Below are 22,199 nucleotides of genomic sequence, written 5' to 3'. Positions count from 1 at the left end.
ATACATTACCACAACATTAACTATTTTAATTAATTGTGAGTTTTAAATTTGTGTTATTTTCTTACATCTTGTAAAGCCAGTAAAACCAATGGTTTAATTATGATATTAGTATTTTAAGCTATGTTTTTTTGTTGTGTATGTTTTTTGTTGTGTCTTAAATTAAGAATTTCTTAACAATACTTTTTAATTTTGAGAGTACAACAAAAACTTTTTTATGAAAACAAAACTTAGCTTATTATTTACAGTCTGTTTTTGTCTCGTATCCTTAGCACAACAAAATAATATTTCGGGTACAATTACAGAACAGGGAACAGGTTTTCCCATTCCTGGAGTAAGTATAATTATTAAAAATACTATTAAGGGAGTGGTATCAGACTTTGATGGAAATTACACCATTAATAATGTACCAGAAAATGCAATACTTCAGTTTAGTTACTTAGGGTATGTTACTCAAGAAATTAAAATTACAAATCAGCAAACATTAAACGTTATTTTAACGGAAGACGTTTCTAAGTTAGATGAAGTTGTTGTTATTGGTTATGGAGGTCAAAAAAAGAAAGACATCACTGGAGCCGTTTCTATTGTAAGTTCAGAAACAATTGAAGAGCTTAGACCTGTAGATGCAGCACAAGCATTACAAGGTACTTCTGCAGGTGTATCTGTAACGGCACCATCTGGTTCTCCTGGTGGGCAATTTAATATTACTATTAGAGGTGTAAACTCTAACGGAGATAACGGGCCTTTGGTAATTATAGATGGTTATAAAGGAGATTTAAACAGTATTAATCCAAGTGATATTGAGTCTTTTTCAATATTAAAAGATGCACAAGCTGCCATTTATGGTATAGAAGGTGCAAACGGAGTTGTACTTGTTACTACTAAAAGTGGTAGAAAAAACTCGGCATTAAAAATTAGTTACAACGGTTACACTGGTATACAGCAAACAACAAGACAATTACCGTATTTAAATGCAACAGAATATGCATTGTTATTAAATGAGAGCTATGCAGCAAATGGTCAAGATTTGCCATATACAGATGTTAGCAATTTAGGCACAGGTACAGATTGGCAAGATGAGTTGTTTGAGTCTGCACCAATCACCAATCATAATATATCCTTAACAGGTGGTGGAGAAAAAAGTACGTATTACTTTGGTGGTTCTATTTTAGAGCAAGATGGTATTATAGCTAGTGATAAATCTAATTTTACTAGAGCCAACGTTAAAGTTAAATTGGGTTTTGATGTTACAGATAAATTAAAATTTACCACATCTGCTAACTACTTTAATAATGTTAGAAAAACAATAGGAGAAAATGCATTAGGCTCTCCTTTATTTAACGCGCTTAATTACGCGCCAACATATACCTTAGATCAAGAAGATGCATCAGGCTTTTTAGGTAATGAGGTTATAAACCCTTTATCACAAATAGCAAATACCTACAACAAATACAACGGTAATTCTATAGAAGGTACTTTTCAGTTAGATTATGAACCTTTAGACGGATTAAAAATTACATCTCGTATAGGTTTAAAATCATATAATGATACGCAAAAATCATTTGCACCAATTGTAAACTATGGTTCTGGTAAAGTTTTTAATACAGACCGTAGTAGTGTTACACAAACAAAAAACACCAACAACTCATACACTTGGGATACTTTTATTACTTATAACAGGACTTTTGCAGAAAATCACAACGCTACAATTACTTTAGGTACAAGTGCACAAAGAGCTTGGGGAGATAATTTACAAGGTACTGGTTTTGATGTTCCTAACAACTCTTGGGAGTTTGCAGACATATCATTGGCAAATGGTTTAAGCGAAGCAAAATCTACAAGTTCTTATATTTATGATTCTAGATTATCATCATTCTTTACAAGGTTACAGTATGATTATAAAGGAAAATATTTACTTTCTGCAATGGTGCGTAGAGATGGTACATCAGACTTTTCACCAAGTAACAGAATAGACTATTTTTCTTCTGCTACAGCAGGTTGGATAGTTTCAGATGAAGCTTTCTTAGAAGATTCAGACGTTATAAACTTTTTAAAGCTTAGAGCTAGTTATGGCTCTTTGGGTAACAATGTGGGAGTAGATCTTTATAGAGCATTACTTAGTGGTGAGGCTACTTACGTTTTAAACAATGGTTTAGTAACTGGTACAGCAAACGGAAGAATTCCTAACCCAGAAGCTACTTGGGAAACTGCAGATAAATTAGATATTGGTTTAGATTTAAACTTGTTTAACAATAAATTACAGTTTACTGCAGATTACTTTGTAGAAGATCGTAATGATTTATTAATAGCAAACTTTCCTGTATCTGGTATACTAGGTGCATCTGCTCCTGGTGCTGGTTTACCAACGGTTAACGCAGGTACTACACGCACAAAAGGTGTTGAGTTTTTTGTAAACTATAAAGAGAGTTTTTCAGATAACCTATCTGTAGATCTTAGTTATAATGTTACAAAAGTAGATGGTGAAGTAACATCTGTAAATAATAATATTGTATCAGAAGGTGGTTCATTTAGCGTAGGTCAGCCAGCAATTACGCGTATGGAAGTTGGCCAACCTATTGGTTATTTCTACGGACTTAAAACAGACGGTGTTTTTCAAAACCAGGCAGAGGTAAATGCAGCCCCATCACAAGAAGGTTTGGGATCTGCAGCAGCTCCTGGAGATTTAAAATATGTAGATACCAATAATGATGGTGAAATTACCATTGCAGACAGAACATATTTAGGAAAAGCACAGGCAGACTATATTATGGGACTAAATTTAAGAGTTAACTACAAAAACTTAGATTTTGGAACCTATATGTATGCAGAGTTAGGTAAAGAAATGGTTCGTAATTATGAAAGAGACCAACCTAACATTAACAGATCTAGTCTTTATTTAAATAGATGGACAGGAGAAGGCACTAGTAATACAGTACCAAGAGCAACCATAGGAGCAACTACTAACAGGTTATTCTCAGACTTTTTTGTTGAAGATGCATCTTTTTTAAGAATACAAAATATACAATTAGGCTACACATTACCAGATGAGTTTTTACAAAAAATAGGTGTTAGCAAGTTACGTATATACGGTTCTGTTAACAATGCATTTACGTTTACAAAGTACAATGGTTATGATCCTGCTGCGCAAGGCGTTAATCAAAACGGAAATTTAGATGTCTTTTCTAGCGGAATTGATTACGGTTTTTACCCAGTTTCAAGACAGTTTATTTTAGGTATAAATCTTTCTATATAAAACATAAAAAAATGAAAACATATATAAATAAAACCATCACTAGTTTGTTTGTTGCACTATGTGTTATAACAAACAATGCTTGTAGCGATTCTTATTTAGAAGAAGTAGATAGGTATAGTATAGATTCAGAAAATTATTTTAATTCTGAAGAAGATTATTACAATGCGTTAATTGGTGCTTATGACTTGTTACAGTCTACCTATGTAAACGTAATTTTAGGCGAAATAGCATCAGATAATACCTTAGCAGGAGGAGAAAGCGCTACAGACGTAGTTGGTTTTCAACAAATTGATGATATGATACATACGCCAGTAAATAGTAATTTAAGAGACATCTGGAACTGGATGTTTGCAGGCGTTAGTAGAACAAACTTTATACTAGAATTTCAAGATAAAACCGAGTTTGAAGGCAAAAATGTAATGATTGCAGAGGCTAGCTTCTTAAGGGCATATTACTACTTTGAGCTGGTAAAATGGTTTGGTCCTGTACCTGTTAAAGAAACTCGTTTTGAGCTAGGTGAAGAAACAACTTTACCAAGATCTTCTGTTGCAGAGGTGTATGCTTTAATAGAAAAAGACTTAAAATTTGCAATAGATAATTTAGAGTATACAGCACCAGAAGTTGGCAGGGTTACCAAAGGTGCAGCACAAGCTTTGTTAGGCAAAGCTTATTTGTATCAAGAAAAATTTTCTGAAGCAGCTATTGTTTTAGATAATTTAATACAAAACGGACCATATGATCTAGTAACAGATTACAATACCATTTTTGAAAATGACGGAGAAAACGGAGTTGAATCTGTTTTTGAGGTTCAATACTCTGATGCAGAAGGTGCAGGCTTTGGTTGTTTACAATGTAGTGAGGGTAATGTAGCTGTAGGTTTTAATGGAATTAGAAATTACTCAGGACCAGAGTTTGACTCTGGGTTTAGCTTTAATGTTCCAACACAAGAAGTTGTAGATGCTTTTGAAGACGGAGATTTACGTAAAGAAGTAGCCATTTTAGATATAAATGCATGGGCTGCACAAACAGGCGCCACATTTAGTACAGGTAATGAACATACAGGGTATTACAACAGAAAATACATTGCCAGAAAAGGAGATTTAAACACAGGAGATCAAAATCTTACAAACCCTAATAATTACAGAGCAATACGTTTTGCAGATGTTTTATTAATGGCGGCAGAGGCCTATAATAGAGGAGAAATTAGTGATGCCAAAGCACAAACTTATTTAAACAGAGTTAGAGAAAGAGCTTTTGGAGCACCAAATGACGTTACAGCTACTGGTGTAGCGTTAACAGATGCAATTGCAAATGAAAGAAGAGTAGAGTTTGTAGGAGAAGGTCATCGTTTTTTTGATTTGGTTAGAACCGGTAAAGCAGCACAAGAAATTGATGGTTTTACAGCAGGTAAAAATGAAACCTTTCCAATTCCTATTGAAGAAATACAGTTTTCTAATGGTAATTGGCAGCAAAACCCTAATTATTAAAAACCATAACTATGAAGATATTTAAATATACATTGCTTCTTTTTAGCTTATTTTTTATAAGCTGTTCAGAAGATGATAATACAGATTACGTAAATAGTATTGCAGCCCCAACTAATGTGTCTGCAAAAGTGAGCGTAACACAAGACAATACAGGTGTTGTAAACATTACGCCTATTGCAGAAGGAGCTACAAGTTATACGGTAGATTTTGGAGATGGCTCAGAAGTTTCTGAAGCTATTAAACCAGGTAGTACTGTGGCACATACATATGCAGAAGGTAGTTATGAAGTTGCTATTACTGCTGTTGGGTTAAATGGTAAAAAAACAACAGTAACCCAAACTATAGAAGTTTCATTTAAGTCACCAGAAAATTTAGTTGTAACTATAGCAAATGATGAAGCAGTATCTAAACAAGTAAATGTAACTGCTAATGCAGATTTTGCATTGTCATATAAAGTATATTTTGGTGAAACAGAAGCAGAAGAACCTGTAGAAGCCGCTATAGGAGAATCAATTTCTTATACCTATCAAGAAGCAGGTACTTACACCATAAAAGTTGTTGCAATGAGTGCTGCAATAGCAACTACAGATTATGAAGAAGAGTTTGTGGTTACTGCAATTGTACAACCACTTAGTTCTGCTGATACACCACCAAGCAGAAACCCAGAGGATGTTATATCTATCTACAGTGCTGCTTATGATGATGTTGCTGGTACAAACTATTTTCCAGATTGGGGACAAGGTGGTCAAGGTAGCGGATGGACAGAGTTTGATCTTAACGGTGATACAATGTTACAGTACATTAATTTAAGTTACCAAGGTATTGCTTTAGCAGATGGTACTTCTATAGATGTTTCACAAATGGAATATTTACATTTAGATGTTTGGACATCTGGTGATGCAACAAATTTAGAAATATCATTAATTAACAATGCGTCTGGTGTAGTTACAGAAGCTCCTGTAGCATCTAGTTTATCTGCAGGTGAGTGGACAACTATAGATATTCCTTTGTCAGACTATACAGATCAAGGTTTAACCGTTTCAGAAATTTTTCAGTTAAAATTTGTAGGTACACCGTGGGCAGAAGGTACAGTGTTTATAGATAACATATACTTCTACAAAGCACCATCTAACATACCAACAGGCTTAGTAGGTACTTGGAGACTTGCAGAAGAGGCAGGTTCTTTAGGAGTTGGACCGTCTCCAGGAGATATTAGTTGGTTTAATTGTGATGCAGACTGTGTAGCTCTTAGAGCTTGTTATTATGATGATACGTATGTATTTGGATCTGATGGTTCTTTTACAAATAATTTAGGGTCTGAGTCTTGGATTGAAGGCTGGCAAGGCGGTTCTGATGCTTGTGGTGCTCCAGTAGCTCCGCATGATGGTTCTTCTACAGCAACATATACGTATAATGAAGCAGCAGGTACAGTTACCGTAAATGGTACAGGCGCCTATATTGGTTTAGCAAAAGCCAATAACCAAGGAGAATTACCAAACGTTGCAGTACCAAGTTCTATAACCTATAATGTTTCATTTTTAGATGCTAACACTATTTCTGTATACGTAGAAGCAGGTTCTGGCGTTTTTTGGCAGTATAAACTAGTAAGAGACGGTGCTGTTGTTTCTCCAATAGCAGGTACCTGGAAATTAGCAGAAGAGGCAGGTTCTTTAGGTGTTGGACCATCTCCTGGAGATATTAGTTGGTTTAATTGTGATGCAGACTGTGTAGCTCTTAGAGCTTGTTATTATGATGATACGTATGTATTTGGATCTGATGGTTCTTTTACAAATAATTTAGGGTCTGAGTCTTGGATTGAAGGCTGGCAAGGCGGTTCTGATGCTTGTGGTGCTCCAGTAGCTCCGCATGATGGTTCTGCAACTGCTACGTACAATTATGATGCAGCATTGGGCACTGTAACAATAAGTGGCACAGGTGCTTATATTGGTTTAGCAAAGGCTAATAACCAAGGAGAATTACCTAATGTAGCTGTGCCTAGTGAAATTACCTATACAGTTTCTTTTATAGACGCAAATACAATGTCTGTTTACGTAGAAGCTGGTTCTGGTGTTTTTTGGCAATATAAATTAGTAAGAATATAAAAAGATAAAAAAATGAAAACAATAAAATATAATATGATATTCTTTCTGTCGGTATTGCTATTATTTTCTTGTCAGGAAGATGATGCAACTATAGGGGGTATTATTGCTCCAACTAATGTAACATTAGAAGCTACTGTTGTAGGGGTAGACGAGGCTAACCCTAACGGAGATGGTAGCGGTTTTGTTACTTTAAAAGCAAATGCAACTAATGCTATTAGTTATAAGTTTGATTTTGGAGACGGAATTAGTGAAGTGTCTCCCTCTGGAGAAATTACACACAGGTTTAGTGTTGTTGGTGTAAATACATTTACAGTGGTTGTAAATGCTATTGGTACAGGAGGCTTGTCTTCTAGCACATCTGTAGATGTAGAAGTTTTTAGCTCTTTTGATGACCCTGAAGTAAAACAGTTTTTAACAGGAGGTTCTACTAGAACTTGGTATTTAGCAGCATCAGAAGTTGCACATTTAGGTGTTGGTGGTAATGCAGATATTGCTCCAGATGCTTTTTGGTTTCCTTCTTTTTTTGCTGCACAACCGTTTGAGAAATGTGGTATTGAAATTAGCAATTGTTTGTGTGATGATGAGCTAATATTTACCCTAACCGCAGACGGACAATTAACCTATCAGTTAAATAATAATAGTGGTACTTTTTTTAATGCTAGTCACCAAGATATAGTAGGGCAAAATGCTGGCGAAGACGCTTGTTTTGAGTTTGATACTTCTGGAACAAGTATTGTTTCATTAGCTCCAACAAGTATAGATTGGGAAACAGTTCCAGATCCAGATTTTAGACCAAGAGGTACGGTTATGAACTTTTCTAACAATGCTTTTATGGGGTATTACGTAAGCTCTTCTTCTTATGAAATTTTAGAGATATCAGATACAGAAATGTATGTAAGAACTCAAGATGGTTTAAGCCCAGAATTGTATTGGTATCATAAATTTCAAACTAGTCCAGCAGAAGACTCTTTTCAGTCGGTTTTTACAAACTTAGTTTGGTCTGATGAGTTTAACGATGATGGAGCACCAGATGCTACTAAGTGGGGTTATGACTTAGGTGCTGGTGGTTGGGGAAACCAAGAACTGCAAACTTATACTAATGACTCTAAAAATGTTATTGTAGAAGACGGGTTATTAAAAATTACCGCAATTGCAGAAAATGGAGGATATACTTCTGCTAGGTTAAAGTCTGAAAACTTAAGTGAGTTTACATATGGTAGAGTAGAAGTAAGAGCTAAATTACCTGCCGCACAAGGTACTTGGCCTGCAATTTGGATGTTAGGAGCTAATTTTGATGAAGTAGGCTGGCCTAATTGTGGAGAAATAGATATTATGGAACAAACTGGCCAAGATAAATCTAAAACTTCTGGAGCTCTACACCAGCCTGATGCTTTTGCTGGTAATGCGTTTACAAATGAAATAGCCAATGAAACATCTACAACAGAATTTCATAATTATAGTGTAGAGTGGACAACAGACGAAATAAAAATATTAGTAGATGATACTGTTTTTTTAACGTATGCAAACACAGATAGTACGCCGTTTAATTTAGACTTTTTTATGATTTTAAATGTAGCAATGGGTGGTACTTTAGGGGGAACGGTAGACCCTAGTTTTGTTCAGGATTCTATGGAAATAGATTATGTTAGAGTTTATCAATAAAAATAATATGAAAAGAGTAGTTATATATAGTATATCAATTGTTTTTGCAATTGGTATACTATCTTGTACTAATGCAACGTCTAAAAGTGCTTCAGAAAGTTTAGGTATAGATAAAAAAGTAGATTCTATACTTGCTATAATGACTTTAGAAGAAAAAATTGGACAAATGAATCAATACAATGGTTTTTGGGACGTAACAGGCCCAACTCCAAAAGATGGTGATGCAGCTAAAAAGTACGAGCATTTACGTAAAGGTTATGTAGGTTCTATGCTAAACGTTACAGGAGTTAAAGATGTTAGAGCAGTACAAAAAATAGCAGTAGAGGAAACTAGACTGGGTATTCCTTTAATTATTGGTTTTGATGTTATACACGGATATAAAACACTAAGTCCAATACCTTTAGCAGAAGCAGCTAGTTGGGATTTAAATGCCATTAAAAAATCTGCAGAAATAGCTGCATTAGAATCTTCTGCAGCAGGTATAAATTGGACATTTGCCCCTATGGTAGATATCTCTAGAGATGCTCGTTGGGGACGTGTTATGGAAGGAGCAGGTGAAGATACATACTTAGGATCTAAAATTGCTGTGGCTCGTGTGCAGGGTTTTCAAGGTAGTAATTTAGCAGATAAGGCTACAATTGTGGCTTGTGCTAAGCATTTTGCTGGTTACGGATTTTCAGAATCTGGTAGAGATTACAATACGGTAGATGTAGGTACATCTACCTTAAATAATATAATTTTCCCTCCGTTTAAGGCAAGTGTAGATGCTGGTGTAAAAACATTTATGAATTCTTTTAATGAGTTAAATGGAATACCTGCAACAGGAAATGCTTTTTTACAAAGAGAGGTTTTAAAAGATAAATGGAATTTTGATGGTTTTGTGGTTTCAGACTGGGGATCTATTAAAGAAATGATTGCTCACGGTTATGCAAAAGACTTAAATGCAGCAGCAGAGTTAGCAGCAAATGCTGGATCTGATATGGATATGGAGTCTTATGCCTACGTAGAAGAATTGAGTAAGCTAGTAAAGGAAAACAAAGTTTCTGTAGATTTTATTGATGATGCTGTAAAGCGAATTTTAAAAGTAAAGTACGAGCTAGGACTTTTTGATGACCCTTACAAGTACTGTAATGAAGAAAGAGAAAAAGAGGTAACTGGCAACAAAGCAATTAATGAAGCAGTTTTAGATGTAGCTAAAAAATCTATTGTATTACTTAAAAACGAGAACAATTTATTGCCCTTAAAGAAAAACGGACAAAAAATTGCTTTAATTGGTGCCTTAGCAGCAGATAAAACTAGTCCTTTAGGAAGCTGGAGAATTGCAGCAGAAGACAGTACTGCAGTGTCTGTTTTAGAAGGAATGAAAAATTACCCAAACAATACACTTACCTATGCAAAAGGGGCAGATGTTGCTATTGGTAAAGCAGAATTTGCTTTTGAATTAAAAATAAATACTACAGATAAAAGTGAATTTTCTAAAGCTATAAATACTGCTAAAAATGCAGATGTAGTTGTTATGGTTTTGGGTGAGCACGGTTACCAAAGTGGTGAAGCTCGTAGCAGAACAAGTTTAGATTTGCCAGGGGTACAACAAGAACTTTTAGAAGCTGTTTACGCAGTTAATAAAAATATAGTTTTGGTTTTAAATAACGGAAGACCTTTAGCTATTACTTGGGCAGATGAACATATACCTGCAATAGTAGAAGCTTGGCATTTAGGCACACAAACTGGTAATGCTGTAGCACAGGTTTTGTATGGAGATTATAACCCTAGCGGTAAATTGCCAATGACTTTTCCTAGAAACGTTGGTCAAGTACCAATTTATTACAACTATAAAAATACAGGAAGACCATCTACAGACAATCCTGATATTGTTTTTTGGTCTCATTACATAGATGAAAGTAACAAGCCGTTATATCCATTTGGGCACGGTTTAAGCTATACAAAATTTACATATAAAAATTTAAAAGTGACCAAATTAACCAATGAAGAGGTAGAAGTTTCTGTAGCAGTTTCTAACGTAGGTGAGTACAAAGGTAAAGAGGTTGTACAATTGTATATAAGAGATTTATTTGCGAGTGTTACAAGACCGGTAAAAGAGTTAAAAGGTTTTAAAATGGTAGAGTTAGAGCCAAATACAACCAAAACCATTACATTAAAACTAACAAATAAAGAACTAGGCTTTTTTAACAATCAAGGAGAGTTTATAGTAGAGCCAGGTGAGTTTAAAGTTTTTGTGGGAGGAAGCTCTTATACAAGTTTAGAAGAAGATTTTACATTGTAAAGTTATAGTTTGTAATTATATTTTTATTGCTAAAAAGCCTCAATTATATGTAATTGAGGCTTTTAAATTATAATAAAATGTAGTTTTATAGATATTAATTAAAAACAATAGCTGTTTTATTTTTTATACTATAATTAGCAGCTTCATAAAGTGTTAGCCATACTATTTTTTCTATCCAAAAATCACCTTGATTATCAATAGTTTTATAGAGAGTTTCTTTGTTTTGTACTTCTAAATTTTCATTTAATTCTACACCTAACTTTTTTGCAACGCTTTTTAAATCTGTTAATAAACCATAAGAAGAACCAATCATTGCACCAGTAACAGGATATTCATCTGTATCAAAAATAACGTCTTCTAAATCTATAGGAATATAATACCCTGCGCAGTCTGAGTGTACTAAAAGGTGACTATAAAACATAGAAGATTCTTCTTCTACAATGGTATCTGCTGCAGGATCTAAATTTTCATCAAAAGGAATAGGAGTCCAATTTTCATCATTCATATGATATGCAAAAAACCGTCTTAAATAATGAAGAAAAGAATACGGAAAGCCACCAACGTGTAACGGATCTACACCTAATTCATTAGGTTCTAAATGTGGTTTGTAGCCATTTAATTCTAGTAACTTATTTACTTGGTCAAATTCAGCTTTGTATGCCTCATAGCCCTCAGGCTCATTATTTATAAAGTCAGCTAAAATGCCGCTGGTAATACTTAATCCCATTTTATCTTTTTTTATAGCTTATTTTTAATCGCAAACTGTGTAAATTATAGACTTTTTATTTATTTTAAATTGCTTTTGTTGTTGTGTTACATCTTGTAACATTTCATATTTATTAACTTGTAAAAAGTTGTGATAATCACTTGTTTCTTCTTCGTAAGTACGCGGAACTTTTCCTTTGTATTTATAATTATTTAGCTTTTTATTGTATTTGTAACTTTTAGAGTTTATTTCTTCACTTTTAAACTCTTTATACCCAAAGTTATAATACATAGTTTTGGGAGTAAAGTTAATGGCAGACATTTCTTTTATGAATGAGTCATTTTCAGAGCCTGGTTTTGGTAAAGCAGATTTTTCTGTTATTTGCCTTTTTCCAAATACTAATTTGTTACCATCTATTAAAACTCTAATAGGCATTTTATTTTCTGCTCTTGTATACTCAAAAATAATAAAGTCATTAAAATTAGTAGTGTTTTTAAAACTGTATAGTGTTATTTTTTGATCTTCAGATTCTTCATAAGATTGATTAAATGCTAACGATATTTGTTGGGGCACACTAGCTGTTTTATGTATGTAGGGCAAATCAAAACAATTGGCATCTTTGTTAAAAATAGGAGTTAAGTTTACAGGGCTTTTAGTAGTTTTATTGTATGTAATTAATGTTCTATAACTAAATCTATCACCCAAAAAAGAGGTTTTAGTAGAATCTCCAATACTAGGGTTGTAACGACCGTATACACTAAAAGGATATTTAGTTTTATTAGGATTTAAATGTAAATATTTTTCTTTTACAACGCGCCAAGTGCCCGTTTGTACTTCTCCAAAAGAAACTATTACATATTTATTATTATGGTAAAGAAATAATGTTGGGCTACCCTCTGGAGATCTATTACCAAAAGATAATCCATAACTACCTAGTAAGCCTTCTTCTATGTTTTTATATTGTTTTTCTGTGTTGTATAAAGAGTCCATATTAGTAATTAAGTAACTTTCTCTAAGCTTTGTTAATTTAGTTTCTATAGCAGTGCAATTTTCAAATAATTTAGATTGTAAAAGATTATCATACTCGTTAAAAGTTGTTTGTTTAAGTACTCTAGTAGAATCTTTTGCACTAAGCGCAGCGCAAGACTTTAGTTTTAATTCAAAATCTGTTTGACTGTCTATATAATCTATATTCTCTATACAATTACAAGTTGCAGAAGCTTTATTGCTTATAAATTCTTCAATACTTTGTGCTTTACTAGCAAATACAGTTGTAAATAATAAGAGAATTAATAGTTTTATGTTTTTCATAGACATTTGGTTAGTTAAGTTACTATAAATGGTATTGTTTGCTAATCTTTTTTTCTGGATTAACACATAGTAGGTATAATGATATTAAAAAAATCCACTCCAAGGGTTTCATTAAAATATAGGTAATATTAGATCCTATTTTTGAGTTAATTTTTAAAGAAAGATTATAACCATACTTGTCATAATTTTTTCTGATAAAAGAGTGTAAACCTGGAGATATATCAGTAATCATTTCTTCAAAGGCATTGGCAATCTGTAACTGCCTGTTTACAATAATAATATTTTTATGCCTTTTTCCTAAACGAATAGGTTTTACAATTTTAGGATCTCCTTTAGCGGCTACAGTGCATAAATAATGACCTTTATGGTCTAGAATAGGAGGATGCATTTTTTGTGAAAAAGCCCAAGTTGTAGTTTCTGTAAAAACCTTAGTAATAGAATTTACATCTTGCCCAAATAACAATAATACTATTGTAATTAAAATAAAAACAGGAATAAAAAGTAGTAGAGCCCAAACGGACTCGCTAAATTTACTAGCTAAAAAGCTATTGCAATAATTAAGAAATTTATTTTTATAAACTTTGTCTTTAGCTTGTATTTTTTCTTCTCTAACTATTTTAAAAAGAAGTCCTATTGCAATAATTAAACTTAAAGCAGGTGTAAAAATAAAAAGAAATGTGCCTGTGTTTTCTGCATAAATGCCAAAGCTATCTAAGTTATGATGTGTTATTTGTATAAGTATAGCAGTATTAATAAATAATCCTATTACTAAAAAAACTAAGAATAATACAAGCGATAAAGGAGGCAGTTTACGGCCTTTAATCCAAATAAAACCAGCAGATATATTAAAGAAAATAAAATAAACAATAAGTGTTAGTATGTGTTTGCCGCCAAACGGTATATAGCATTCTGGGTCTATAGGGTCTATGGCTTCTGTATGCTGGTGTACGTGTGTAAGTATACCAAGACCAAATAAGAGAAAAGAAAGTAAATACAAAACAAATATAGCAACCTCTAAATTACTTATGCCTTTTTTGTTTTTCTTTAATGCTTTAACAGTAAAAAATATTAGTACAAAAAATAAAACGAGTAATAAAGGGATAATCATTGACATTAGCTTTTCTTTTTAATTAAACACAATACTTGTTTCTTAGTTCTTTAGCTTCTTTATCTGTTTTATAACCGTGTAATAGTAGCCCTTCTGTACAATTAATTTTTTTAGAGGTTATTTGCTTAATTACAAATGCTTTATAATCTTCGGTTTTGTTAAAATCTGAAGGTATTAATTTAATAAGTTTTTTGGCATCTTTGATACCTAATTTTTCACTTAAGACTAAATTAAAAATTGTTTTTTTTAGTTCTATTGTATGTATGGAGTGTTCTAATTTAAAGTTATATGTAAAAGATTTATTCCAAGTTGCAATAACTATTGTATTTTTTACACCTAAGCTCTTCTTTTCTATAGGATTTCTGTAATACTGGTTTATAGTTTGTCCGTAATAGGCATCTATATTAATTTTTAAGTCAGTAACATCTTCATAGTTAATTTTATTATTGTAATCAATAATAAATTCATTAGTACTAAACTCTATATGTCCTTCCTTTGCACAGTTAATTAATTCATAATCATAAAATTGATATATATGTGCTACACCAAAAAATAGAATAGAAATTATAAATATGGGAGCAATTATTGGCAGAATATTATCGGTTAAAGGAAATTTAGTATTTAAAAGAAGTATTATGAATCCAAAAACAAAAAGAGCATAACTAGAATAAACTATTTGTTTTGTTATAGAAAGTTTTTCTTTAATAATTCTGTATTTATAAGCAGTAAATTTCAAATTACATTAGGTATTTATTTAAATTCTATCTTTGGTCTTTAATAATATCTGCTACAGCTTGTTTGTACTTAAATTGGTTACCAGCCTTTTTTATTGCTTTGTATGTTTTTTTTGGGTTGTTAGTTGCTAATGAAAAGAACTCCCAAAATCCTAACATTTTCATTTTTATTGGTGTTGGTCCAGACAATAATTCATCATACTGATGGTAAATAGTATCGTGAAATTCTTTAAAAATTTGCCATCTACCTTTAGGATATTCTGTTGAGTTGTTTTTTATCATACTTGGTAAAAACGGATCTGCAATTAATCCACGTCCAATCATAAAATGTTGTATGCTAGGAAACTGTTCTTTCATTTTTTTAAATTGAGCCACAGTAGTAATATCACCATTATAATACAATGTATGTTTGGCAACATCTACACATTTTTGAAAACCTTGTAAATCTACACCACCTTTATATAATTGTTTGCCTAACCTGGCGTGTATAGCAATACTTTTTAGAGGATATTTATCTAGTACAGAAAAAGACTCTAATATTTCATTACTATTCTCGTATCCTAGTCTCATTTTCATAGAAACGGTAACATCTGTTTCACTATGTGCACGGTCTAAAATATGGTCTATTTTCTCTGGATTACAAATAAGTCCAGATCCCATTCCGCTATTGGTTACCATAGGGTAGGGACAACCTAAATTCCAATTAAGTTCTTTATACCCTAAAGATTGTATGTATTTTATAGCAAATATAAATTGATCTGCATCTGCCGTCATTACTTGTGGTATAAGGTCTAAAGATGTATTTACCTCCGGATTTAAATCTCTTTGGTAAGAGCCCTTTATTACCATTTTTTTATTAAACCTAATGTAAGGCGCATAATAGGTATCTATACCACCAAAAAATTTTTGATGTGCATTTCTAAAGTTATAATCTGTAAAGCCTTGTAAAGGAGACGATAATAGTTTGTATGACATTAATTGGTTTTAAAGTAACAAAGATAAACCTTTGCTATCCTCTTTTTTAAATTTAAGTTGATTAGAAAATTTTAGTTATAAGTCTTCTCTGAAACTACTTTGTCATTTTTGTATTCAATTTCTTTAGAAATTTTACCATTTAATTTATAATATTTCCAAGCGCCTGTTTTTTCATCATTCTTATACAATCCTTCACTTTCTACTTTTGCTGCTTCATTATATGTTTTAGCAATTCCGTTTCTTCTTCCGTCTGCATATGTATAGGTTATTTTTAGCATATCATCACTGTTGTAGTGTTTCCACTCGCCAGATTTGTATCCTATTTTAAAATGACCTTCTGTAACAAGATTTCCGGTTTTATAATATTTTTGGTACAAACCATCTTTATAACCGTCTTTTGAGTTTACTACTTCTTTTTTATTCCCGTTATCATAAAAACTAGTTTCTGTAATAGGGTAACTAGCAGCATATGTTCTTTCGCTTAATAAAAGTCCGGCAGAGCTATAATATGTACTAATCCCATCTTTTTTATTATTTACATATGTTTCTACAGAAGTTAGTTTTCCATTTGGGTAATATTCTTTTTTAATATAATTTCTAGGAGCGGTATATTCTTTTTCCCAAATTACACGGTTGTCTTCTGTTTTCTGAGACCATTTACCAGTTGCTTTATCAGCATTGTAAAAAGATGTTTCTACCAGTTTAGTACCCATATTTCCATCTTTTAAATAGGTAACCCATTTACCGTCTTTTAAGTCTTTTTTGTAATTTTCTAAACGTTGTACTTTCCCTTTTTTATCATAGGTTTTCCATTCACCATCTTTAAGTCCGTTCTTATAATTAAAATCTTCAAAAACATCACCATTTGTGTAGTATGATGTACTTTTTCCATTGGCTTTTCCGTTTTCATCAAAAACCATTTCTTGTTCCAAATTACCAGAAAAATCATAGTTTTTTTTAGTGCCAACCATTTTACCATTTGCAAAAGTCACCTCTGTATATGCACCACTGTTTTCTGCAATTTTGTAGCTTCCGTTTAAAACTTTATTATCAGTTTTAAATAATGTTTCTTTACCAAAACGTTGTGTATCTACGTTTTCCCACATTAAGTAATTTACTTGTGCATTTGTAGTTACAGCAAGCAAAAAGGTTAGTATTAGTACAATGTTTTTCATAATTAAAAAGGTTTTGTTTTATGGTAGTGTTATTATCTTTTTTAAATGTACTTTATACTTGGCGTATCTAAATACCGCAATGTTTTTTGTTTAGATTATAATATATTTTCGTGAGTATTTGACATATATTCTGTTTTAGTTTTTAATGAAAAAAAGTAAAATAACGTGGTAATAGTAAAAACACATAGGCATTAAACAGGCAATATTACTTGTTTAAAAATAAAGGTTCTTATATGTGTTTTGGGCTACATTATAGTATTCTTCTATTTTCTGTAATTGCTTCTTTATAAACTTTAGACTCTTTTAACTGTAGATCTGTAGCTAAGGTTTTTATAAATGGAATACCTAAATCTTCCCAATCACTAACTTGTGCAGCATTCAACCTTATTTCTCTAACTTGGTTTGCAATACCGCCAAGAAAAACCCATAAATGGTAATGGTTTGTACTTGTTTTACTAAATATATAAAACCAATCTTCCCAATGTATAAGGGTATCTTTAGATTTTAATAGTTGTAAGTGTATTTGCTTAATACTTATGTTATTATCAAGTACAGATAACTCAAAAAAATCTTGGTTACTATTGTTTACATAGTTAAATATTTCTGATTTATTTTTATCAGATAGTTTATAATCAACCTTTAAAAAAATGACTAATTCCTCTAAATTTGTAAAGTTTAATGAGGTTTTGTAGTAATATAATTTGTCTTGCCAAACTTTATAACTAGTATTAATTTTAGATAAAATAAACTTGTCTGTTTTGGTATAAATTAAATCTAATGACATTTGTAAGTATTGTGTTTTTTAAACTAATGTATGTTTATTTTAGTCTAAAGACGTGTATTTTCTCTCTTTTTTGTTTAACCAAGCAGCCTGTAAAAGTTATTTTTTTAATTATTTATTTACAGATATAAATAAATGCAACTTTGTTGCGTTAATGATTCATTTGCATATATTTGTGCATTAATAATTAAAAACACACAAATGAAAAAGACTTATTTATTACCTCTTTTAGCTATATCTGCTTTATTTACAGCTTGCTCTAAAGATGATGACAGCGTAAATGACGATGTAGATCATAATGATGAACATAAAAACGCATCATTACTAATTTCTGATGCAAATTCTGCTACATTAAATTTTATTAATGTAGATAATGAAGAAGTTACAGCTTACCAAGCATCTTATGCAAAAGGTAGTGTATATGTTACAGAATCTGGTAGGTATGCTGTTATAACGCATAGAGATAATAACTATACAGAAACATTTAATATTGGTGGAGAAATTGACCACGGAGACCATAGTCATAATTTAGGAGAAACTGGTTTTGGAGCTATAAAATTTGAAAGTCAAAAGCCAACACACTTTAAATCTGAACAAGATTATGTCGCTGTTTATAATGACGGAGATGCTACTCTAAGTATTTTTAAAGAAAAAACTATAGAGAATAGTACAACTGTTAAAAATATACCAACAGGCACTACTGCACATCATGGAGCAATGGTAATTTTTAAAAACGGAAACATAGCAGTTACAAATTTAGGAAACGGAGCTGTTTTGCCTGAAAAAGTACATATTATAAATCAAGATGGTGAAGTTGTGTCAAAAGAAGAACAAAGTTTAAGTACCTCCGGAATTCACGGTAGTGCAGGTAACAACACAACGGCTCTTTTTGGTTCTAATACCGGTGTGCTGGTTGTAAAAGACAACGGAGAACAAAAAATTATTGATTACCCAACTAATTTTGAAGAAAACGTATGGTTTGGAAGTATACTAGGTACAACTTCTGATGCTATTTTTGTTGGATATACCTCTAGTAAAGGTGCTTACTTTATTAATATAAATAGTGAGGAAATTACACCAATACATGAAACTGCAGAATTATTTAAATGTATGGTTTCTAGAGATAAAAAAGAGGTTTTAAGTTTAACAAAAAGTGGAGATATTAAAGTTACCAATGTAATATCTAATTCTGTTGTATATGAAGGTAAATTATCTATTACAATGGATATAGAATCTGATGGCCACGGATCTGTTACTAGTAATATAGATTATTTTGATGATTCTTTATACATATCTATTCCGTCAGAAGAAAAAATTATAAAGTGTAACTTAGAGGAAATGGAAGTTGTTAAAGAATTTAATTTAGGTATAACACCATATCAATTTAAAATATTGGAATACGATATAGAGCACTAGAAATAACTTATTTTATAAAGAAAAACCGAGTCTTTTGCTCGGTTTTTTATTGTTTTTGTAAAAACAATCTAATTTCTTTACGTAAGGATATTTCTGGCTTTGGCAAGGGTATTTTTTGTCCAAATTTTTTACTTCTAGTAAATTTAGAATAGGTTATTTTATGTTTTTTCCAAACCTCAGGATACAACTCTAAGAACTTATTAAAAAAACTCTGTTCGTTAATTTTACCTTCTATTTTAGCGAGTACTTCTTTAAATTTTTCTTCTTGTTGTATAATCATCTTGTTGTTGTTCAGTAGTAAATAAAACTAGTTGTAGTTTTTAATTAATCAAAGATTCAATTGTTTTCAATAAAAAAATGAGTTGCTATTATAAGTTGATACTAATGTTAGTTGTAACAACTTACAATAACCAAAAATAAGCTAATAAATCAGTTTTAGATTGTATAATAAATATTATTCATTCAATTAAAAAAATAATTTTTATAAGATTTTGCTATTCTTTTTTACTACTAAATAGCTATAATTTTATGGGTTGTTTTAAACTTTATTGAAACATTTAATTCCTATTTTGCATAAGTAAAGTTGGTAAGTAGATGAAAATAATATTATAAAACCGCCTCATCATTTATGGCGGTTTTTTTTAAAAGCATATAACTACAAGTTTGTTCGTCTTTATCTTTTCCTCTTTGTTAATGATTAAACAAAATATCATTCGTTAGCCCTTCTAAACATTAGCGCATCTCAAATAATTCTTGATGAAATTTTGAATTAAAATCATTTTGTTTAAAGTCTTTTTTTATTGATTTTCCCATTTTTGAAGGACCACAAAACCAAACACTTGCAGATTTCCAGCTTAAAACAGAATTTCGAATATGTTCTCCAGATATTAGAGCTGATTTAGAGGTTTCAAATACATGTAAATTGATGTTGGCTTCTGCTGAGACTTGCTCTAACTTTTTCTTAAAATTAGCATCTAATTTCATAGCGGAGTAGAAAAAATCAATTTTTTGCTTATTATCCAGTTTTGCTAAACGCTCCATTCGGGCTAAAAATGGTGTGATACCTACACCTCCAGCTATCCAAATTTGACTTTCTTTTTTGTCGTTAAAAGTAAAATTGCCATAAGCACCTTCAAGCACTATAAAATCGCCTATTTTTAATTTATTAGACAAATTATTAGTGTATCTTCCAAGAGCCTTAATTGTAAAGCTAATATTTTTAGTTTTTGAATCCCAAGACGAACTAATTGTAAAAGGATGGTATGGCTCTTTTTTTTCAAATTTTAAAAACGCAAATTGGCCTTCGTTATGTCCTTTCCATTTATCACTTTTTACTATTAATTCAAACATATTCATATCGGGATATGTGTTAATAGACTGAATAGTACCTTGAGACTTTTGTTTTTTTCCCACTTGCCCTAAAAGAACAATAAACGAAGAAACTGTTCCTACTAGCATCATAATTGCCATTGTTATACCAATGGGCTCCGTCCAATAATCAATATACATTAGTGCAAAAGCATGAAAAACTAAGGCTAAATATATTACTGCCATTGCAATGTGTGTTTTTGCAAAAAAACGATAAGGTATCTTTTTTAGTAAGGCCATAATTAGAAACAGAACCGTTAAATAAAAAGCATATTCACCTACTTGAAGCCCCAGAGATTCAATAGATTCCAGAAACTCTTCAAATGCGCCAGGTTCAGCTGAGGACACAGTGGCACCAGAGGTAGCATCTAAAATTATTAACCTATCTAAATACAACCACCATTCTGGCAATTTTGATACTAACCAGTGCAGAATAGAAAATGAGAATGCAAGAATACCAAGCCATTTATGCAGACGGTAAATTTTATCAAGTCCGCCTAAGTGTTTCTCAATCCATAAGGGACGCGTTGCCAATAGCATTGAAAAAGTCATAGCAGAAAAGGCAATAATTCCGGTATATTGATCCAAACTTTTAGTAAACAAGTTAGAATCAAACGGAATATACAGCAGTGTATTTGTCAAAAACCAAATTATTGTGATAAGCGTAATTGATATGGCGAGTGATAGTTTTATTTTATTCATACAAGTTTTCCAATTTGATTAGAACTCTCTGGTATTAGGATTATTTTTATTTTGGGAATTTACTTTTGGCAATGAAATTTTTATTAAAAAAAATGTAGAGGAAATTCATAAATAACCTCTACATCTAATAAAAAATACTTTTAATTAAAGTTCAAGAATTACATCTTCTTTTGCCAATCGTGCTTTAGGCAATTTACGGTTGTAATCTTTTCCATCGTTGTGATAACCAATTGCTAAAGCAAAAGTACATTCGTAATCATCTCCTAACTCTTTGGCAAATTCTTTCTTAATTTCATCCGCATCTACACCTTCCATTGGTGTAGAATCGATTTTTAAGCGTGCCAATGTGTGCAGTACGTTACCCAAAGCAATGTAAGATTGCGCTTTTGTCCAATGACTATTGTTTCCGTTTTCATCGGCTGTCATTTCAGCAAATTTAAATGCATTTGTTAGCATTTTGTCATACCCTTTTTGATTCATACGCCCAGCAGCCATACTAGCGTCTAATCGTTTTTTGAAATCCTCTTTGCTATAATGTACTTTATTCGCAAAAAGAATAATTTCTGAAGCACTGGTAGCGTGTGGTTGATTAAATTTATACTTCTCAAAAGTTTTTGCCAGACGCTGTTTTGCTTCATCACTCTTAATAACGATAAATTTCCATGGTTGTGAGTTTATAGAGGAAGGCGATAAGCGTAATACTTCTTCTATTGTTGCTAGATCTTCGGCTGAAACGCGTTTTGTTTTATCGTATGCTTTTGATGTATAGCGATTACTCAAATCTTCAATAATTTGAGTTCCAACAGCATTTTTTGTTGTTTCTTCTTTTTCTTTTGAAGTACAGGCTGCTAAAAGTCCTACACCAACTGTCAAGATTAAAATAGTTTTTTTCATCATTTATTTTTTTTAAATATTAATATTAGTTTTAAGATTACATTTTAAAAGAATGGTTAAACATTCTTGTGTATACCAACTACTAGTCCTTAACTTTGCTGCGCTGCAAGCCTAATTATAAAAGTGACAAGAGTTTTAAAGTGTTTAATAACACACAAAACACTTTGATTTTATGTTGCAAAAGTAGAAAGCAAGATTTGTTAATGTTGGAATTTTATGACCAACTAAAGTCATCAAATGACGA

Annotated in this window: 16 protein-coding genes; 6 read left to right on the top strand and 10 right to left on the bottom strand. The window is 31.7% G+C overall.

Annotated features, from left to right (window positions below):
* The first annotated feature begins 214 nt into the window (after nt 1–214).
* The 5 genes from CELLY_RS16315 to bglX are packed head-to-tail and all read left to right on the top strand — an operon-like array spanning nt 215 to nt 10,785.
* Nucleotides 215–3,250: a SusC/RagA family TonB-linked outer membrane protein gene (locus tag CELLY_RS16315; protein WP_013622813.1), complete on the top strand. Its 3,036-nt coding sequence runs from the start codon at nt 215–217 to the stop codon at nt 3,248–3,250.
* An 11-nt stretch (nt 3,251–3,261) separates the two neighbouring features.
* Nucleotides 3,262–4,737: a RagB/SusD family nutrient uptake outer membrane protein gene (locus CELLY_RS16310; RefSeq protein ID WP_013622812.1), complete on the top strand. Its 1,476-nt coding sequence runs from the start codon at nt 3,262–3,264 to the stop codon at nt 4,735–4,737.
* Nucleotides 4,738–4,748: 11 nt separating this feature from the next.
* Nucleotides 4,749–6,839, top strand: coding sequence for a PKD domain-containing protein (locus CELLY_RS16825; protein ID WP_013622811.1), 2,091 nt, complete (start codon nt 4,749–4,751; stop codon nt 6,837–6,839).
* 12 nt (nt 6,840–6,851) lie between these two features.
* Entirely contained in the window at nt 6,852–8,501 is a 1,650-nt protein-coding gene (locus tag CELLY_RS16295; protein WP_013622810.1) for a family 16 glycosylhydrolase, read from the top strand.
* A gap of 7 nt (nt 8,502–8,508) precedes the next feature.
* On the top strand, nt 8,509–10,785 hold the full coding sequence (gene bglX / locus CELLY_RS16290; protein WP_013622809.1) for a beta-glucosidase BglX: 2,277 nt from the start codon (nt 8,509–8,511) through the stop codon (nt 10,783–10,785).
* Nucleotides 10,786–10,879: 94 nt separating this feature from the next.
* Here bglX and CELLY_RS16285 read toward each other — a convergent pair whose 3' ends face one another.
* The 7 genes from CELLY_RS16285 to CELLY_RS16255 all read right to left on the bottom strand — a co-directional run bounded on the left by CELLY_RS16285 (nt 10,880) and on the right by CELLY_RS16255 (nt 17,578).
* Nucleotides 10,880–11,512: a hypothetical protein gene (locus CELLY_RS16285; protein ID WP_013622808.1), complete on the bottom strand. Its 633-nt coding sequence runs from the start codon at nt 11,510–11,512 to the stop codon at nt 10,880–10,882.
* A 24-nt stretch (nt 11,513–11,536) separates the two neighbouring features.
* Complete coding sequence (locus tag CELLY_RS16280; RefSeq protein WP_013622807.1) at nt 11,537–12,802, bottom strand: hypothetical protein; 1,266 nt, start codon at nt 12,800–12,802, stop codon at nt 11,537–11,539.
* Between the two features lie 22 nt (nt 12,803–12,824).
* Complete coding sequence (locus tag CELLY_RS16275) at nt 12,825–13,916, bottom strand: DUF6688 domain-containing protein (RefSeq protein ID WP_013622806.1); 1,092 nt, start codon at nt 13,914–13,916, stop codon at nt 12,825–12,827.
* Between the two features lie 16 nt (nt 13,917–13,932).
* Nucleotides 13,933–14,646: a hypothetical protein gene (locus tag CELLY_RS16270; RefSeq protein WP_013622805.1), complete on the bottom strand. Its 714-nt coding sequence runs from the start codon at nt 14,644–14,646 to the stop codon at nt 13,933–13,935.
* 25 nt (nt 14,647–14,671) lie between these two features.
* Complete coding sequence (locus tag CELLY_RS16265) at nt 14,672–15,619, bottom strand: tRNA dihydrouridine synthase (protein WP_013622804.1); 948 nt, start codon at nt 15,617–15,619, stop codon at nt 14,672–14,674.
* Nucleotides 15,620–15,690: 71 nt separating this feature from the next.
* A complete protein-coding gene (locus tag CELLY_RS16260) occupies nt 15,691–16,794 on the bottom strand; it encodes a toxin-antitoxin system YwqK family antitoxin (protein ID WP_013622803.1) in 1,104 nt (367 codons plus the stop codon).
* A gap of 250 nt (nt 16,795–17,044) precedes the next feature.
* The gene (locus CELLY_RS16255; protein WP_013622802.1) at nt 17,045–17,578 is read right to left on the bottom strand and encodes a hypothetical protein; all 534 of its coding nucleotides are present in this window, start codon (nt 17,576–17,578) and stop codon (nt 17,045–17,047) included.
* A 198-nt stretch (nt 17,579–17,776) separates the two neighbouring features.
* Between CELLY_RS16255 and CELLY_RS16250 the strand changes: the two genes are divergently transcribed.
* Nucleotides 17,777–18,991 carry a hypothetical protein gene (locus CELLY_RS16250; RefSeq protein WP_013622801.1) on the top strand — a complete coding sequence of 405 codons (1,215 nt, stop codon included), beginning with the start codon at nt 17,777–17,779 and terminating at the stop codon, nt 18,989–18,991.
* Between the two features lie 46 nt (nt 18,992–19,037).
* Here CELLY_RS16250 and CELLY_RS16245 read toward each other — a convergent pair whose 3' ends face one another.
* The 3 genes from CELLY_RS16245 to CELLY_RS16235 all read right to left on the bottom strand — a co-directional run bounded on the left by CELLY_RS16245 (nt 19,038) and on the right by CELLY_RS16235 (nt 21,958).
* A complete protein-coding gene (locus tag CELLY_RS16245) occupies nt 19,038–19,271 on the bottom strand; it encodes a hypothetical protein (protein ID WP_013622800.1) in 234 nt (77 codons plus the stop codon).
* Nucleotides 19,272–19,723: 452 nt separating this feature from the next.
* Nucleotides 19,724–21,061: a ferredoxin reductase family protein gene (locus CELLY_RS16240; RefSeq protein ID WP_013622799.1), complete on the bottom strand. Its 1,338-nt coding sequence runs from the start codon at nt 21,059–21,061 to the stop codon at nt 19,724–19,726.
* A 144-nt stretch (nt 21,062–21,205) separates the two neighbouring features.
* Nucleotides 21,206–21,958, bottom strand: coding sequence for a nitroreductase family protein (locus CELLY_RS16235; protein WP_013622798.1), 753 nt, complete (start codon nt 21,956–21,958; stop codon nt 21,206–21,208).
* Nucleotides 21,959–22,199: the final 241 nt, after the last annotated feature.

The organism is Cellulophaga lytica DSM 7489, assembly GCF_000190595.1.
GTDB lineage: Bacteria > Bacteroidota > Bacteroidia > Flavobacteriales > Flavobacteriaceae > Cellulophaga > Cellulophaga lytica.
Note: the sequence above shows the minus strand (reverse complement) of the source record. Positions and strands in the feature narration are given on the sequence as shown.

What these genes read in the sequence shown, in the direction of transcription:
- CELLY_RS16315 (WP_013622813.1), top strand. Translation starts at nt 215, where the DNA reads ATGAAAACAAAACTTAGCTTATTATTTACAGTCTGTTTTTGTCTCGTA.
- CELLY_RS16310 (WP_013622812.1), top strand. Translation starts at nt 3,262, where the DNA reads ATGAAAACATATATAAATAAAACCATCACTAGTTTGTTTGTTGCACTA.
- CELLY_RS16825 (WP_013622811.1), top strand. Translation starts at nt 4,749, where the DNA reads ATGAAGATATTTAAATATACATTGCTTCTTTTTAGCTTATTTTTTATA.
- CELLY_RS16295 (WP_013622810.1), top strand. Translation starts at nt 6,852, where the DNA reads ATGAAAACAATAAAATATAATATGATATTCTTTCTGTCGGTATTGCTA.
- bglX (WP_013622809.1), top strand. Translation starts at nt 8,509, where the DNA reads ATGAAAAGAGTAGTTATATATAGTATATCAATTGTTTTTGCAATTGGT.
- CELLY_RS16285 (WP_013622808.1), bottom strand. Translation starts at nt 11,512, where the DNA reads ATGGGATTAAGTATTACCAGCGGCATTTTAGCTGACTTTATAAATAAT.
- CELLY_RS16280 (WP_013622807.1), bottom strand. Translation starts at nt 12,802, where the DNA reads ATGAAAAACATAAAACTATTAATTCTCTTATTATTTACAACTGTATTT.
- CELLY_RS16275 (WP_013622806.1), bottom strand. Translation starts at nt 13,916, where the DNA reads ATGTCAATGATTATCCCTTTATTACTCGTTTTATTTTTTGTACTAATA.
- CELLY_RS16265 (WP_013622804.1), bottom strand. Translation starts at nt 15,619, where the DNA reads ATGTCATACAAACTATTATCGTCTCCTTTACAAGGCTTTACAGATTAT.
- CELLY_RS16260 (WP_013622803.1), bottom strand. Translation starts at nt 16,794, where the DNA reads ATGAAAAACATTGTACTAATACTAACCTTTTTGCTTGCTGTAACTACA.
- CELLY_RS16255 (WP_013622802.1), bottom strand. Translation starts at nt 17,578, where the DNA reads ATGTCATTAGATTTAATTTATACCAAAACAGACAAGTTTATTTTATCT.
- CELLY_RS16250 (WP_013622801.1), top strand. Translation starts at nt 17,777, where the DNA reads ATGAAAAAGACTTATTTATTACCTCTTTTAGCTATATCTGCTTTATTT.
- CELLY_RS16245 (WP_013622800.1), bottom strand. Translation starts at nt 19,271, where the DNA reads ATGATTATACAACAAGAAGAAAAATTTAAAGAAGTACTCGCTAAAATA.
- CELLY_RS16240 (WP_013622799.1), bottom strand. Translation starts at nt 21,061, where the DNA reads ATGAATAAAATAAAACTATCACTCGCCATATCAATTACGCTTATCACA.
- CELLY_RS16235 (WP_013622798.1), bottom strand. Translation starts at nt 21,958, where the DNA reads ATGATGAAAAAAACTATTTTAATCTTGACAGTTGGTGTAGGACTTTTA.